This is a genomic window from Halomonas sp. IOP_31, from assembly GCF_021151495.1.
Classification (GTDB): domain Bacteria; phylum Pseudomonadota; class Gammaproteobacteria; order Pseudomonadales; family Halomonadaceae; genus Modicisalibacter; species Modicisalibacter zincidurans.
The window spans coordinates 90,792-107,299 of record NZ_JAIRBP010000007.1; the positions used below are offsets into that span (position 1 = coordinate 90,792).

A 16,508-nucleotide genomic window follows, 5' to 3' on the forward strand; every position below is an offset into this window, starting at 1 on the left:
CCTGGCCGCCGCTTCGCGCGTGGGAGCCCACTGAGATGTCCCGCGAGTATCCGATCGTCGCGGTGACCGGCTCGTCGGCCGCCGGCACCACCACCGTGCGACGTACCTTCGAGCGCATGTTCACCCGCGAGGACGTCCATGCCGCCTTCGTCGATGGCGACGCCTTTCATCGCTACACCAAGGAAGAGCTGACGCGGATCTTCCGCGAGGAGCCCGAGCGCACCGACGAGCTCTCGCACTTCGCGGTGGGCGCCAACCTGCTCGATCGGCTCGGAGCGCTGTTCCAGGAGTACGGTGAGCAGGGCACCGGCACCTACCGCCATTACATCCATGCCGAAGACAAGCGCATGATCGAGGCCGGCTACAAGGTCGGCACCTTCACCGAGTGGCAGGACCTGCCGTGCGGTACCGACCTGCTGTTCTACGAGGGGCTGCACGGCGGCCTGGTCACCGGCGACTGCGATATCGCCCGGCATGTCGACCTGCTGGTCGGCGTGGCCCCGACCATGAACCTCGAGTGGATTCAGAAGATCGATCGTGACACCAAGCTGCGTGGTTATACTCAGGAGGCGGTGATCGACACCATCCTGGGGCGCATGCACGACTACGTGCGCTACATCCAGCCGCAATTCTCGCGCACCCACATCAATTTCCAGCGCGTGCCCACGGTGGATACCTCCAACCCGTTCGAGATCCAGGATATCCCCACCGACGCTGAATCGTTCGTGGTGATCCGTTTCCGCGATCCGTCGACGGTGGATTTCCCTTATTTGCTGGCGATGATTCAGGATGCCTTCATGAGCCGTCCGCACACCCTGGTGGTGCCCGGCGCGCGGCTGTCGCTGGCGATGGAGCTGATCCTCGGCCCGCTGGTGCGTCACCTGCTGGCCCAGCGACGCTTTCGTTGACGCCGGTTTAACCCCCCCCCCGCCGGGAGAACGATGATACGACGTGGCAAGGTGACCATCACCGATATCGCCAAACATGTGGGCATGACCAACATGACGGTATCGCGTGCGCTAAATAAGCCGGACAAGGTCAAGCCGGAAACTCGCGAACGAATCCTCGCGGCAGCAAGCCAGTTGGGCTATGTGCCGAATGCCTTCGCCAGCCATCTGCGCAGTCGTAAGAACCGCTTGGTCGGGCTGGTTACCGCCAGCGTCGATAACCCTTTCTACAGTGAGGTCATCAAGGCGATTTCGCGCAGTGCCGCGCAGCACGATTATACGATCATGCTGATCGACACCGACGGTTCGGCCGAACTCGAGGCGGTGGCGATCGAGACCCTGCTCAGCTATCAGGTCGCTGGCATCATCCTTTCACCGGTCTCCGATGATGCGGGGTATCGGCCCGCTTATCTCGAGCGGCTGCGAGCGGCTCACCTGCCGATGGTGATGATCGACCGGATCCTGGATGTCGGCGACTTTAGTCGCGTGGTGCTGGACAACCACCATGCCGGGCGACTACTCGGTGAGTGGCTGGTTCGCCAGGAGGTCGGACAGGTGCTGGCGCTTACGGGGCCGAGTGGCTCTCGGATCACGCAGGATCGTATGGCTGGCCTGGTGGCGGCTTATGAGGCGGCGGGCAAGACGTTGTCGCTGGAACAGCGCCCCGGCGATTACACGTTGCAGCCAGGCTATCGTGATATGTCCGCTTACTTGGCTCGGGAGCCCCCCCCCGAGGCGGTCTTCGGCTTCAACCAGTTGATTACCTTGGGGGCCATGCGCGCCCTGCATGACGCTCAGATAGACTGGGACGCCGTCAAGGTGGTAGGGGTCGATCGCCTGCCCTATGCCGATATCTTCGATGTATCTGTACCCTGTGCTGCCCATGACACTTATCGGGCGGGGCACGAGGCGATTCAATTGCTCTTCGAGCGGATCAACGACTCCACGTCTCCCGTGCGCGAAGTCGTGATCGCTGCCGATCTTGTTTGACATCCTGATCGGCTGAACGGCATCGACACCGCACGAACAGTGATCAGCGTGCGGTGTAGCCGCCGTCGATCGGCAGGCAGGTACCGCTGATCATCGAAGCGGCCGAACTCAGCAGAAAGGCCACCGGCTGCGCGACCTCGCGGGGGGCGGCAAAGCGTCCCAGCGGGATCGCCGCCAGCATGGGGTCGCGTTTGGCGGGCTCTGACCAGGCGCGCGCGGCCATCGGGGTTAGGGTCACGGTGGGATTGACGCTGTTGACGCGAATGCCCTGTGGCCCCAGTTCGAGACACAGGACGCGCGTCATTGCGTCCATCGCCGCCTTCGAGGCGCAATAGCCGAGATGATTCTCCAACGCGACCATGGCCGCCTGGCTGGAGACGTTGACGATGCTGCCCTGGCGTCCGGCCGCCAGCATGTTGTTGGCGGCCTCGCGAGCCACGATCGTAGCGGCACGCAAGTTGGTTGCCATCATCGCGTCGAGGTCCGCGGCGTGCAGCCGGGTGGCGGGATCGAGAATCGAGATGCCTGCGCAGTTGACCAGACCGTCAAGAGCCGGGAGGTCGGCGAAAGCCGCTGTAATCGCGTACTCGTCGGTGATGTCCAGGGCCACGGTACGGGCGCCCAGTTCGTGTTCGAGGGCCTTGAGACGCTCCTGGTTACGGCCGAATAGCACTAGATCGGCGCCGCACTCGCGCAACAGTCGGGCGATTTCCAGGCCGATGCCGCTGGTCGCCCCGGTCACCAGGAAGTGCTTCCCCCGAAGTTCGAAATCCATGATCTGTCCTTCAATGGGCTGTCATCGCACCGGCGTCACTGAGCCGGTGCATGATGGGCTTGAGAGTGGGGTAGAGTTGGCAATAGAGCGCGAAGAGTTCGTCGTAGCGGGCTGCCGCTTGTGGATCGGGTGTGGCCCGCTCATCGAGGTTGCCATGACGGTTGGTAGCTGAGATGTCGAGCAGATCGACGGCTTGGCCGGCCAGCAGGCCGGCGCCCAGGGCCGCTTCCACGTCCTCGCGGTAGGTATAGACGGGCAGTTGGGTTACGTCGGCGATGATCTGCATCCAGAGGTTTGAACGGGTGGCGCCGCCGACCACGACCAGGTAGGGGTCGAGCACTTCCCCCTGTTGGCTGCCGGCTTCCATGTTATGACGCAGGGCGAAGGTCACGCCTTCGAGTACGGCGCGATACAGGTGAGGGCGTCGGTGATAAAGGCTCAAACCGATGAAGCAGGCACTGGCCCGGGCGTCCCATACCGGACTGCGTTCGCCCATCAGGTAGGGCAGAAACAGCAAGCCATCGGCGCCCGGGGGAAGCTCTCGGGCGGGCGGCTCGAGCCGATCGTAGACGCTGCCATGCTCCCCGGCCGCGGCCCTGTCCTCGCCGCACAGAGTATCGACGAACCAACTGACCGAAGCCCCGGCGGTCAGCGCGCCGCCAAAGGTATATAGATCCCGGTCTCCATTCAGTACATGCGGCATGCTTATCAGCCCCTGGTCGGCATCGACGTGCTGGTTGATCACCCCCCAGCACATACTGGTGCCGATCATGGCAACGTGATTGCCGGGCCGGGTCGCCCCCGCCGCCAACGTGGCCATCGCCGCATCGACCCCGCCGGCGATCACCGGAATGCCGGCGGGCAGGCCTAGTTCGTCGGCCAGCGCGGGCAGCAGGCCGCCAACGGTCGCACCAGAGTCGACCAGTCGGGAAGGCATCTTGTCCTGCTCGAGTCCCAGGGCCTCGAGCATTTCCGTCGACCAGTCGCGTGCCGCGAGGTCGTAGACGCCGCCGATGTTACCGGCCGAACTGTGGTCGATGGCGATCTCGCCACTCAGGCGATAGTTGATGTAGCTGTTGGGTGGCAGCAGATAGCGGGTGCGTTTCCAGATTTCCGGGCGCTCGGCCTTAAGCCACATCATCTTGGTGAAGCCGTAGTAGCTGTCCACGCCATTGCCGGTGACGCTTCCCAGTCGAGTCAGGTCGATGTGCTCCTTCACCCACTGGACCTGGGCCTCCGCACGGCGATCCATCCAGATCAGGCAGGGGTGAACGGGCTGGATCTCGGCGTCGACCGGGATTCCCGAGCCGCCATAGAGGCTGCTGACACACAGTCCCTTGACGCCTCGGGGATCGACCTCGGAGGCTTCCAGGCAGGCCCTGATGCAGTTGAGTACGGCCTCCCACCATACGTTCGGCCACTGCTCGGCCCAGAGTGGACGTGGGGTGTCGACCCGGTAGCCCTGGCCATGCTCGGCCAGGATCCGGCCTTGGCGATCGATTACCACTGCCTTGGTGCTTTGGGTGCCGATGTCGATCCCGATAACGGTTTCCATGCAGATACCCCTTGCGCTTGAGGGTGGCCTTGAGCTGGCTGGTGGTCAGGTCGTGCGCTTGCGGCTTATGTAGATTGCCAGCAGGATGATCAGGCCTTTGACAACGTTCTGGAGGTAGGGAGAGACGCCCATCAGATTGAGACCGTTGTTGAGCACGCCGAGCAGCAAGGCCCCGACCAGGGTGCCGAGTATCATGCCTCGCCCACCGGTGATGGCGGCCCCACCCAGTACCACGGCGGCGATGGCATCGAGCTCGAAGCCGACCCCGGCATTGGGCTGGCCGCTCATCAGACGAGAGGTGATGACCAGTCCAGCGATGGCCGCGGTAGTGCCGCTCAGGGTGTAGACCAGCAGCTTGTAGCGCGAGACGCGAATGCCGGACAGCCGGGTGGCTTCTTCGTTACCGCCGATGGCGTACAGGTAGCGTCCGGTGGCGGTATGGCTGAGCAGTACATATCCGAGCGCGTAGACGGCGAACATGATCAGGATGGGCATTTCGATACCGGCCAGGGTACCGCGGCCGAAGAAGGCGAATTCCGAGGGTAACCCGGAAATCGGGTAGCCGCCGGTGTAGATCAGCCCGAGCCCGCGGGCGATGCCCATGGTGGCCAGGGTGACGATGATCGGCGGCATACCGGCGAAGGCAATGAAGAGACCGTTGAAGGCCCCGAAGGCGGCACCGACCAGCAGCCCCAGAATGATCGCCAGCGAGGGCGGGACACTGGCGACCATCAATCCGGCCATGACCGTTCCCGACAGGGCCATCACCGGTCCTACCGAGAGGTCGATGCCCCCGGTCAGGATGGCCAGGCTCATTCCCACCGCGATGATCGCAATGATCGACACTTGTCGCACCAGGTTGATCTGATTGCCCAAAGTAAGGAAATTGTCATTGATCAATGCCATGGCGACGAAGACTGTGACGAGGCCGATCAGCGGATAGAAAATCGGGGTGCGGCGCCAGCGAGCCAGTCGCATGTTGAGTGACTGACGGGCTGTGCCGGGAGTTGAGGCGAGCTGGCTCATTGGCTGAGTCCCCCCGTGGCATGGTGCATAATTGTTTGTGAGTTGAGATCGCCACCCTTGAGTTCGGCAGCGATCCGCCCGTGGTGGAAGACAGCGGCGCGATCACACAGGCCGAGCACTTCGAGGAGTTCCGAGGAGATCAGGATGATCGCCACGCCTTTGGCGGTGAGTTCCTTCATCAGCGCGTAGATTTCCGCCTTTGCACCGACGTCGATGCCGCGGGTTGGCTCATCGAAGATCAGCACTTTGCACCGATGACCTAGCCAGCGGGCGATGACCACCTTTTGCTGGTTGCCGCCACTGAGTTCGCCAACCGGGGTCTCGGGACCGGGCGCTTTGACGCGCACCGATGCCATCAACTTTGCGGCGGTACGCGACTCCTCGTTGCGCCTAATAAACGGCAGGGCGGCCTGGAATTGCGTCAAATTGTTCAACGAGATGTTGTCGCGACACGAGAACGGAAGGATCAGCCCCTGGGTCTTGCGGCTTTCCGGCAACAACCCGATCCCCTGCTCCAAGGCGGTGGCGGGGTGGCGGAGCCTGACTGGCTTACCCTCCATGCTGACCTTGGCGTTCACGGGGCGCGTCGCGCCGATCAGCCCCATGGCCAGCTCCGTGCGGCCGGAGCCCACCAAACCCGCAAAGCCGAGGATCTCGCCTCGGTGGAGCTTCAGCGAGTGCTCAGGACCATTGGCGTGGAGGCGTAAGGCCTGTATATCCAGTACCACATTGCGGTAATCAGCATCGCAACGATGCGCAGGGAAGATGTTCTCGACGCGGCGGCCGACCATTTTCTCGATCAGATCGTCGCGAGTAGTCGCGGTGATGTCACAATTGTCGACCTTCTCGCCATCGCGCATTACGGTGACGCGATCGCAGATAGTGAAGATCTCCTCCATGTGGTGGGAGATGAATACCATGCCGACCTGCTGGTCGCGCAATTCGCGCATGATGGTGAACAGGTGGTCGGCTTCGCTGGGCGTCAGAGTCGCGGTCGGTTCGTCTAGAACCAGGATGCGGGCATCCAGCGAAAGGGCCTTGGCGATCTCGATGAACTGCTGGTCGGCGACGCTCAGTTCGGCGATGGAACAGTCCAGGGGAATCGAGATCTTGAGGCGGTCGAACAGACGTTGTGCCTCGCGGATCATGCCGGGCTTATCGCGTAGCCCGAGCCGGTTGCGTCGCTCGTGTCCAAGGAAGATATTATCCACGGCATCCAAGTCGGGGATCAGGCTGAATTCCTGGAAGATGATGCCGATTCCGGCATCGAGGGCATCCTGATAGCCGTGGAAGTTGCATGCTTTGCCATCGATTACGATGTCCCCCTCGTCCTGGCGGTAGATGCCGCAAAGGATCTTCATCAGGGTCGACTTGCCGGCCCCGTTCTCGCCGAGCAGGGCATGTACCTCTCCAGCGTGGACATCGAAAGACACATCCTGCAGAGCTTTCACCCCGGGAAACGACTTCGAGATATGCCTTAGGGAAAGTAATGGAGTCATGGGGATACTCGCGTGTGCCGCTCCGGGCGGCACACGTTGTCAGCGTCTACGGTAGGGTTACCAGCTGAAGTCGGCGGCCTTTTCGCGGTCGATCAGCTTCACGTCAATTGGGATTTCCGCAGGAACGTTGCTGGCGCCCCAGTATTTGGCCAGACCGAGACCGAGCCCCAGGCGTACCATATCGCGGGGGTACTGAGCCGAGGTGGCTATGAACGGTGAATTGGCCTCCTGGATCTTGCTAATAGCCTCGGGATGACCGTCTACACTGACTAGCTTTATGTCTTTACCGCTGGCTTCTATGGCAACCAAGGCGCCGAGTGAGCCGATGTCATTGACGCTAAAAATGCCGTCCAGATCCGGGTTCGCTTGGATGATATTCTCGGTCACTGTCATGGCCTGGGCGCGCTCCTGGCGTCCGTTCTGCTTGTCGACGATCTCGATGCCGGAATATTCGCCGAGCGCGGCGGTGCAGCCATCGATGCGCTGCAAGATCGGTACGACAGGAATACCGTCCAACAAGGCCACTTGGCCTTCCCCATCGAGTTTCTGAGCCAGGTAATCGCATGACTTGTAGCCGGCGTCGTAGTTCTTGGAGCCCACGAAGCCATCTACTGGCCCTTTGGCCTGGGCATCGATTGCTATGGTGGTGACGCCGGCTTCCTTGGCGGCCAATACTGCCGTCTCGACGCCGACAGAATCAGCTGGGTTGAGCAGCAGGATGTCGACACCCCGTTGGATCATGTCTTCGACATCGCTGACCTGCTTGGCGACGTCATGGCGGGCATCGGTGATGATAACTTCGGCCCCTATGCTTTCAGCAGCACTCTCGAGCGCTTTCTGCATGGTCACAAAATACTGATTGTTGAGTTCTTGAAAGGACATACCGATTGTCAGAGTATCCTCATCTGCCACCACAGTGCCCGTAGCCAGCATGCTTACGCAGGCGGTGGCGAGGGCTGTCTTGCGGGCGTGTACTGTCAACTCGGGGATTTTCATGTTTGGCTCCAGATTTGTTCTTGTCACATTTGGGATAGGTAATTGTAGATACTGCCAAAATGTTAACGTCAACATTTTGAAGGCTAGTAAGCCCCAAGAAGCGAGTCAATGGCCCTGCGACCAATGTCTAGTCATCTTGTGAGCCCAATTGGTAGAAATCGATGGAGCTGCTGCCGGGTGTGCTATCTACATGTCGAAATTGCTTGGCAGGACCACCATGTCACGAATAGTTACGTTGCGAGGGCGGGTCAGCATATACAGGATGGCATCTGCTACCTCGGCCGGTTCGATGATGCTGCCCGACTCCTTGGCCTTTCGCAGGTTGTCCTCGGGCCAGTCGGCCAGCAGGGCGCTGTTGACGGGGCCGGGCGAGACCGAGGCGACACGGATGCCATGCCTGAGGACTTGGCGGCGCACGGTCTGGACGAAGCTGGTCATGGCCCACTTTGAGGAGGCGTAGACCGGCTCCCAGGGGACGGGAAAATGCCCGGCTACAGAGCTCGTTACCATGATGTCGCCAGTGCCACGCTCGATCATGTGTGGCAGGACATTATGGACGTTCTTCATCACTACACTGACGTTAAGGCTCACCATTCGGTCGATCGAGTCTGGGTCGGCATCGATCAAGTCGCCACCGATGTAGCTGCCGGCATTGGCGTGGAAGATGTCGAGCTGACCCGCCTTCTCCAGGACACGTGACAGCAGCGTCGCGCAGTCCTGCGGGTCGAGCAGGTCGATAACCAGCGGCATTGCGGCCTCGCCGAGTTCCTTGCAGGCCGACTCAAGGGTGGACTCGTCGCGATCGATAAGCACCACACGGGCGCCCGAGGAAATCATTGCTTTTACGCTGGCTAGCCCGATGCCCGATGCCGCTCCGGTTACGGCTGCCACCTTGCCAGTCAAATCATTCGCCATTTAGTTCTCTCCCTATTTGGCTCGCCGCCCCGTAGCCGAGACAGTTCGCTTTCTTACCGGTCAGAGCCGTCATTCGGCGCTGCAGGCCGGGCCAGATTCGTCTTTATACTATTAACTAACGAACTATTTCATGCTGACGCTATAAGTAATGTTAACGTCAACATTTATAGATGTTAGGCAACACCCTCAAGGAGGGCAATATCGATTCGACCAATGTCTAGCGCCGTTGGGTGCTGAATTAGCGATGATCTCGAAGGGTGTCGCAGCCTGACAATATTAGCGGGAAGGGTTACCCTCAGAACCAGCCAAGGTTCCTTCCTTTGTTGCCAGCCTTATGAGAGCCAATCATGAATTGCCTGTTCTGCAAGATGATCAAGCGCGAGATCGAGCCCGACGTGGTCTACGAGGACGACCACGTGCTGGCCTTCAACGACATCAACCCGCAGGCGCCACGCCATGTGTTGATCGTGCCCAAGAAGCACATCGCCACCTTGAACGCCATCGAGGAGGGCGATCTGGCCCTGGTCGGCCGGCTGCAGTACACCGCCGCCAAGCTGGCCCGCGAGTTCGGCTTCGCCGACGATGGCTATCGCGTGGTGATGAACTGCAATGAAGATGGCGGCCAGTCGGTCTATCATATACACATGCACCTGCTGGGCGGCCGCCGCTTTACCTGGCCGGCTGGGTAGCCGGCGATCGGCGCACGAGTCGCGATCTTCAGAGCGCGCGTCTCCAACGGGGCATACCGGGCCGTTCACGACCGTGCGTCGCGTGCGGCCCGTCTCGTCATGACGCCGATTGATGCCACGCCGCCCTCATGTTTCCCTCATGTTGCCTTATCGATCGAGGAAACCGCCATGCTTCGCAAGCTGACACGCCGCGATCAGCTGATCCACCAGTTCGATACCGTGCTGCGCACCCTGGTGCCGCATGCCGCCCAACCCTCGCGGCCGTCGCCCGCCGGTGCTACCCGTGACGAGTCGCTGGATGAGTTCGAGCGCCGCCACGCCGCCGGGCTGATGCGCATCAACCATACTGGCGAGGTATGCGCCCAAGCGCTCTATCAGGGCCAGGGGCTGACCGCCAAGCTGGCCGACACCCGTGCGCAGATGGAGCAGGCCGCGCAGGAGGAGATCGATCACCTGGCCTGGTGCGATGCGCGACTGGTCGAGCTCGACGGACGAACGAGCTATCTCAACCCGCTGTTCTACGCCGCCTCGTTCGGCATGGGCGCGCTGGCCGGCGCGGTCGGCGATCGGCTCAGCCTGGGCTTCGTCAATGCCACCGAGGAGCAGGTCGGCAAGCATCTCGACGCGCACCTCGAGCAGTTGCCGCGCGGCGACAGGCGCTCCCGCGAGGTGCTCGAGCAGATGCGCGAGGACGAGGCCCACCATGCGCGCTGGGCGCTCGAAGCCGGCGGCACGCGGTTCCCGGCGCCGGTCAAGTGGGGCATGTCGTGGATGTCGAAGGTAATGACCCGCAGCGTCTATCGATTCTGAGCGGCCAGCGATGAGCAAAGCGATTCACACCCGCTTGCTGGGCCATCGCCGAGGGACTCAGTCCCGCACTTCACGAGGCCATGGCGCGTGGCGGCCCGGTCGCATTGCAGGCCGATGCCGGATCGCCACTCGCCGAGCGGCTGTGCCGCTCGGTGGCCACTCAGTCACCGCCGGCTCAATAGTGGGCGACGACGGCGCTTGCGACCGCCCAACAGGGCGCCGGCGAGCAGCAGCGCGGCGCCCGCGGCGAAACCGATCTCGCCACGGTGGGTACTCGCCCATAGCTGGGCGCTTTGTGAGTGGGCCTCGGCGTTGAAACGCCCCCGGGCGCCCCGGTCGCCGGCGACCGGCTGCCACAGGTTGTCGGCGCGACTCGAATCTTCCGGCTCGCCGGTCTGCTGGCCGTCGACGGCGTTATGCGCCAGGTAACGGTCCATCAGTCCCGGCGCGAGCTTGTTGCCCCAGATGGTCAGCAGCGAGGAGACGCCGACGTAGAGCTGGCGCCGGCGATGGTGGGCTGCCCAGTAGATCGCGCGTGCGCCAACCTCGGGCTGGTAGACCGGGGCGACCGGCCGTGCGCGCTTGGGCAGATGGCTGCGGCACCAGTCGAACTGCGGCGTATTCAGCCCCGGCATCTCGACGAGCGTGACATGCACGCGGCTGCCCTCGTTGAGCAATTCGCAGCGCAGCCCTTCGGTATAGCCCTTGATGGCATGCTTGGCGCCGCAATAGGCGGTCTGCAGCGGAATCGGCCGGTAGGCGAGCGCCGAGCCGACCTGCACGATGGTCCCGCGGTCGCGGGCTCGCATGCGCTTGAGCGCCGCCAGGGTGCCGTTGACATTGCCCAGGTAAGTGACCTCGGTGACCCGCTTGAACTCCTCGGCGCTCATCGCGTGCAGCGGCGCGAACACCGTGGTCATGGCGCCGTTGATCCAGATGTCGATGGGGCCGAGCTCGGCCTCGATGCACTCGGCGGCGGCCTCGACCTGCCGGGCGTCGGCGACGTCGGCGCTGACCACCACCGTGCGGGCGCCCAGCGCCTCGACCTCGCTGCGTACCGCCTCGAGGCGATGGCCGTCGCGCCCGATCAACCCGAGATGAGCGCCGTGGCGAGCGAATTCCCGCGCCGTGGCGCGGCCCAGGCCGGCGCCGGCGCCGGTGATCACGACGATTTCCTGGTACCTGTGGTGTGCGTTCATTTCACGTCCCTGTGTACGCCATACTGGGTTTCGTTACCCTGGATCTCAGCGACGGCGGCTCAGTTTCCATAGCGCCAGCCCGGCCGCCGCCACGCTGCCGGCGATCAGCGCGGCACGCTGGTTGGCATGCCGCCGGGCCTGTCGGCGGCGACGAACGATCTCGCCCTCCGCCAGGCCGGTATGTGCCTCCGGCGCCTGATCGAGCGCCATGCGCAGCACCTCGGCGATGTGCAGCGCCTGGCGCGGCGTGGTCTGGGCGATCTGCTCGCGGCAACTGAAGCCGTTGGTGATGATCAGGGTGTCCCGGTCGGCCTCGCGGACCTTCGGCAGCAGTACCCGTTCGCCGGCCCCGATCGAGACGTCGTACTTGGCTTTTTCGAAGCCGAACGAGCCGGACATCCCGCAGCAGCCGGAGTCGGCGATCTGATAGTCGAGTCCCATCCGTTCCATCAGGGTCTGCTCGGCGGACAGGCCGATGACCGCCCTGTGGTGACAATGACCATGCACCAGCGCCTTGCGGTTCAGCTTCGGCGGCCGATAGTCGGCGCGCTCGATCAAAAATTCGCTGAACATCATGCTGTTGTCGCGCAGCCGCTTGGCGCGGGCATCATCCGGGAACAGGTTGGTCAGTTCGTCGCGGAACACCGAGATGCAGGACGGCTCCAGCCCGATGATGGGCATGTCCTCGGCAATGGCCGCGTGCAGCGTGGACATCACCTGTTGCAGATACGCCTTGGCGTTATCGAGCATGCCGAAATCGTACAGCGGCCGCCCGCAGCACAGTCCCTCGGGGGGAATCACTACCCGGTAGCCCGCTGCTTCAAGCACCTCGGTGGCGGCCTGCGCGGTATCCGGATAGAAGTGGTTGCAGAACGTATCTGCCCAGAGCATGACGGGGGTGGCCTGGTCGTTGACGACGGGACGCTTGGCGAACCAGGCCTTGAATGTCTGCGGTGCGTAAATCGGCGCCTTGCGTTGCCGCGGCATGGACACCACCTGCTTGGTCACGTTGCGCAGCCCCGGCGCCTGAGTGATGAAGTTGGTGACTGCCGGGATCCGCGAGGCCAGCCGCGACCAGCGGTCGATGAAGCCGAAGGCATAGTGTAACAGTGGCCGCCGATGCGCCCCGGGGGCGAAATAGTGCGACAGGAATTCCGCCTTGTAAGTGGCCATGTCGACGTTCACCGGGCAGTCGTTCTTGCAGCCCTTGCAGGCCAGACACAGCTCCAGCGATTCATGGACCTCTTGCGACTGCCAGCCGTCGGTGATTATCTCGCCGTTCATCATCTCGAACAGCAGCCGGGCGCGACCGCGGGTGGTGTGCTTCTCCTCGCGGGTGACCATGTAGCTGGGGCACATGGTGCCGCTGTCGCTGCGGCACTTGCCGACCCCCACGCAGCGGAATGCTACCCGCGCGAAACTGCGCTTGTCGTCAGGATACTTGAAGGTCGTCTCGACCTGGTGCGGTGCATAGTTGACCAGACGCAGGTTCTCGTCGAGCCGGTAGGGGTCGATGACCTTTCCGGGATTCATCTTCCAGTCCGGATCCCAGATGCGCTTGAATTCGCGGAACGCCGCGATCAGCTCCGGGCCGTACATGCGCTCCAGCAGTTCGCCACGCGCCTGGCCATCGCCATGCTCGCCCGACAGCGAGCCGCCATAGGAGACCACCAGGTCGGCCGCCTCCTGGGCGAAGCGTCGGTACTTCTCGACGCCCGCCTGCGACTGCAGCTCGAAGTTGATGCGCGAGTGGATGCATCCCTGGCCGAAGTGGCCATACATCGAGCCGACGTAATCGTACTTCTTGTACAGCTCCTTGAGATCGCGCACATAGTCGCCGACCTGGTCGGGCGGTACGGCGGAATCTTCCCAGCCGGGCCAGTGCGGCTGCTGCTCGGGCGGCGGGAAGGCGGTCGCCCCCAGCCCCGCCTTGCGCACCTGCCAGAAGCTGGCGGCCTTGGCCTTGTCATCGATGGTTTCGTAATCGACGATCTTGCTGCTGGCGTGCTTCAGCTTGTCGATCATGCGCCGTGCCTGGGCGCCGGTGTCGTCCGAATTCTCGCCGCCGAACTCGACCAGCAGGAAGGCGTCGCCCCTGGGCAGTTCGCCCAGGGTTTGCTCGTTCATGTGTTCGGTGGCTTCGTTATCGAACAGCCGCTTGTCGATGGCTTCCAGGGCGATCGGCCTGGACTCGAGGATCGTCGGCACGTGATCGCCGGCTTCCTCGACGTTGTCGAACCCGACCACCATCAGCGTGCGGTGCGGTGCATTATCGGTCAGTTTGAGTGTGGCGTGCAGCACCGTCATGCAAGTGCCTTCGGTCCCGCACAAGGCGCTGGCGAGGTTGAAGCCACGTTCCGGCAGCAGGTCGTCCAGGTTGTAGCCCGAGACGCGCCGCGGCATGTGCGCGATCTGCGGGTAGCGCTGGCGGATCTGCTCGATGTACCTGTCGCGCAGGTTCTTCAACCTGAGGAAGATGTCGCCCTGGCGGCCGCCGGCGGCGATGATCTCGTCGATCTCCTGCTCGCTGTAGCCATCCTTGAGCGTCATGCGCACGCCATCGTAGGTGAGGATGTCCAGCGCATGCACATTGTCGCAGGTGCGTGGGCCGTGGCCATAGCATTGGGCCTGGACGGAGTGAACGCCGCAGGAGTTGTTGCCGATATTGCCGCCGATGGTGCACCACTCATGTGTCGACGGGTCGGGGGGGAAGACCAGGTTGTACTTGCCCAGCGCCTGGTTGACCTTGTCGTTGATTGCCCCGGGTTGCACGGTGACACGCTTGCTCTCGGTGTCGATGTCGACGATCCGGTCAAGGTACTTGGAGTGATCCATGACCACCGCATGGTTGACCGTCTCCCCCGACAGGCTGGTACCCGCCCCACGGGACAGGATCGGCACGCCATGGGCATGACAGATGCGATGGATGGCGATGATGTCGTCCACCGTTCTGGGAATCGTCACGCCGATCGGCGGCTGGCGATAGTTGGAGGCGTCGTTGGCATACAATGCCCGACTGCCAGCGTCGAAGCTCACCTCGCCCTCGATGGCATCGGCCAGTTCACGGGCCAGCTCACGGTACGCGTGCGTCTCGCCCCGGGTCGCCGCGGGAGCGGTTTTCATTATCAGATCGTTCATCGCCAGTTCCTTGCTCGGTAGGCACCTTGTAGGCCGACACCCGAAGCGCTTCGATCGGAATAGCTGTTTCCATCATCGAAATACCCCGGTTGTCAGTGCTTGCGCGTCTTGGGAATGAACTCCCGGGCGAACTGACGGAACGAGGCCTTGACGGTGCCCAGTGCCTCCGGGTCTCCGTGCATCAGCGCCGACATGTAGGCCTTGGCCTGCTCGCGCTTGATGTGTGGCGGAATCGGTGGAATGTTGGGGTCGGTCTTGACCTCCAGCACCACAGGGCGATCGGCATTCAGGGCGCGGTCCCAGGCACCCGCCAAGGCTTCGGATTCGGTGACCTTGATGCCTTTCAGACCGATCAGCTCGGCATAGTCGGCATAAGGAAAGTCAGGAATGTTCTGTGACGCCTCGTATTTCGGATCGCCTTCCTGAACACGCATCTCCCAGGTCACCTGGTTAAGATCCTGGTTATTGAGCACCATGACGATCAGTCGCGGATCGGACCAGCGCTGCCAGTACTTGGCGATGGTCACCAGTTCGGCATTGCCGTTCATCTGCATCGCGCCGTCACCGACCATGGCGATCACTGTGCGTTGTGGATGGGCGAACTTGGCGGCGATCGCATAGGGCACGCCATTGCCCATGGTCGCCAGGCCGCCCGAAAGCGAGGCCATCATGCCGCGGCGCAACTTCAGATCGCGCGCGTACCAGTTGGCCGCCGAGCCGGAGTCGCTGGTCAGGATGCAGTTGTCGGGCAGCTTGGGCGACAGCTCCCAGAACACGCGCTGCGGATTGACCGGATCGGCATCGGCCATGGCGCGCTCCTCGAGCACCTCCCACCACTGGGCGACGCTCTTCTCGATGTGCTCGCGCCAGGAGCGATCGGTCTTCTGTTCAAGGTGCGGTAGCAGTGCCTGCAGCGTGGTTGCGCTGTCGCCGACCAGATTGACTTCCATGGGGTAGCGCATGCTCAGCATGCGACCGTCGATGTCGATCTGCACGCCGCGCGCCTGGCCTTCTTCGGGCAGGAACTCGGAGTACGGGAAACCGGAACCGATCATCAGCAGCGTGTCGCAGTTCGACATCAGCTCCCAGCTCGGGTTGGTGCCGAGCAGGCCAATCGAGCCGGTAACGAATGGCAAGTCGTCCGGCAGCGCCGCACGCCCCAGCAATGCCTTGGCCACCCCGGCGCCGAGCGTTTCCGCTACCTGGATCACCTCATCGGTCGCATGCAGCGCCCCGGCGCCAACCAGTATCGCGACACGTCTACCTTCGTTGAGCACGGCCGCTGCCCGCTTGAGATCGTCTTCGTGCGGGGCGACACGCGGCCGGGCATAGCCAATGCCGGAGTGCACGCTGCCGTGCGAACGCGGTGGCTTCTCGACAGCCGGCTGAGACTGCAGGTCGCTGGGGATGATCACCGCCGTCACGGTGCGCTCGGAAAGCGCGATACGGATGGCCCGATCGATCAAATGACGAACCTGGGCCGGACTGGTGGCCATGTGGACGTACTCGTTGGCCACGTCCTTGTACAGCGAGACCAGATCCACTTCCTGCTGATAGTCACCGCCCAGGGCATTTCGCCCTTGCTGGCCGACGATGGCGACCACCGGCTGGTGATCCTTCTTGGCATCGTAAAGGCCGTTCAACAGGTGAATGGCCCCAGGACCGGAGGTGGCCGTGCAAACTCCCACCTCACCGGTGAACTTGGCATGGGCGCAGGCCATGAAGGCGGCCATTTCCTCATGGCGGGTCTGAATGAATTCAAACTGGTCGCCGGCACGATTGAACGCTCCCATGATGCCGTTACTGCCGTCGCCGGGATAGCCGTATATGCGCCGGACGTTCCATTGAGACAAGCGTTTCAGCAGAAAATCACTGACCGTCTCATTGCTCATGTCGAAATGCCTCCATGCACGTTCATTACATGAACCAGGCCGAGCGATGATCGTTAATCATCGGTCTGGTCGATCTT

Annotated in this window: 13 protein-coding genes; 4 read left to right on the plus strand and 9 right to left on the minus strand. The window is 62.7% G+C overall.

Translation table 11 applies throughout. The features are described 5' to 3' along the window. The first annotated feature begins 35 nt into the window (after positions 1–35). Entirely contained in the window at positions 36–908 is an 873-nt protein-coding gene (locus K7I12_RS05970; RefSeq protein WP_031382378.1) for a phosphoribulokinase, read from the plus strand. Between the two features lie 51 nt (positions 909–959). After that, positions 960–1,937: a LacI family DNA-binding transcriptional regulator gene (locus K7I12_RS05975; RefSeq protein ID WP_231663418.1), complete on the plus strand. Its 978-nt coding sequence runs from the start codon at positions 960–962 to the stop codon at positions 1,935–1,937. A 43-nt stretch (positions 1,938–1,980) separates the two neighbouring features. Here K7I12_RS05975 and K7I12_RS05980 read toward each other — a convergent pair whose 3' ends face one another. The 6 genes from K7I12_RS05980 to K7I12_RS06005 all read right to left on the minus strand — a co-directional run bounded on the left by K7I12_RS05980 (position 1,981) and on the right by K7I12_RS06005 (position 8,703). Next, a complete protein-coding gene (locus tag K7I12_RS05980; RefSeq protein ID WP_031382380.1) occupies positions 1,981–2,712 on the minus strand; it encodes an SDR family oxidoreductase in 732 nt (243 codons plus the stop codon). A gap of 10 nt (positions 2,713–2,722) precedes the next feature. After that, a complete protein-coding gene (locus K7I12_RS05985; protein ID WP_031382381.1) occupies positions 2,723–4,267 on the minus strand; it encodes an FGGY-family carbohydrate kinase in 1,545 nt (514 codons plus the stop codon). A 45-nt stretch (positions 4,268–4,312) separates the two neighbouring features. Next, on the minus strand, positions 4,313–5,293 hold the full coding sequence (locus tag K7I12_RS05990; RefSeq protein ID WP_231663420.1) for an ABC transporter permease: 981 nt from the start codon (positions 5,291–5,293) through the stop codon (positions 4,313–4,315). Next, positions 5,290–6,792: a sugar ABC transporter ATP-binding protein gene (locus K7I12_RS05995; protein ID WP_231663422.1), complete on the minus strand. Its 1,503-nt coding sequence runs from the start codon at positions 6,790–6,792 to the stop codon at positions 5,290–5,292. Before K7I12_RS05995 ends, K7I12_RS05990 begins: the two co-directional genes overlap by 4 nt. Before the next feature lie 57 nt (positions 6,793–6,849). Then, complete coding sequence (locus K7I12_RS06000) at positions 6,850–7,788, minus strand: ABC transporter substrate-binding protein (protein ID WP_031382384.1); 939 nt, start codon at positions 7,786–7,788, stop codon at positions 6,850–6,852. A gap of 186 nt (positions 7,789–7,974) precedes the next feature. Continuing rightward, entirely contained in the window at positions 7,975–8,703 is a 729-nt protein-coding gene (locus K7I12_RS06005; RefSeq protein WP_031382385.1) for an SDR family oxidoreductase, read from the minus strand. Between the two features lie 347 nt (positions 8,704–9,050). Here K7I12_RS06005 and K7I12_RS06010 point away from each other — a divergent pair, with 347 nt between their 5' ends. Next, a complete protein-coding gene (locus K7I12_RS06010) occupies positions 9,051–9,392 on the plus strand; it encodes a histidine triad nucleotide-binding protein (protein ID WP_031382386.1) in 342 nt (113 codons plus the stop codon). 168 nt (positions 9,393–9,560) lie between these two features. Continuing rightward, entirely contained in the window at positions 9,561–10,202 is a 642-nt protein-coding gene (gene coq7 / locus K7I12_RS06015) for a 2-polyprenyl-3-methyl-6-methoxy-1,4-benzoquinone monooxygenase (RefSeq protein ID WP_031382387.1), read from the plus strand. 164 nt (positions 10,203–10,366) lie between these two features. On the opposite strand, the gene K7I12_RS06020 is transcribed toward coq7, so the two are convergent. From K7I12_RS06020 to K7I12_RS06030, 3 genes are all read right to left on the minus strand, one after another. Further along, positions 10,367–11,401 carry an SDR family oxidoreductase gene (locus K7I12_RS06020; protein ID WP_031382388.1) on the minus strand — a complete coding sequence of 345 codons (1,035 nt, stop codon included), beginning with the start codon at positions 11,399–11,401 and terminating at the stop codon, positions 10,367–10,369. Positions 11,402–11,446: 45 nt separating this feature from the next. After that, a complete protein-coding gene (locus tag K7I12_RS06025) occupies positions 11,447–14,539 on the minus strand; it encodes an FAD-binding and (Fe-S)-binding domain-containing protein (protein WP_231663424.1) in 3,093 nt (1,030 codons plus the stop codon). 92 nt (positions 14,540–14,631) lie between these two features. Then, the gene (locus K7I12_RS06030; protein ID WP_231663426.1) at positions 14,632–16,431 is read right to left on the minus strand and encodes a thiamine pyrophosphate-requiring protein; all 1,800 of its coding nucleotides are present in this window, start codon (positions 16,429–16,431) and stop codon (positions 14,632–14,634) included. Between the last annotated feature and the right edge of the window lie 77 nt (positions 16,432–16,508).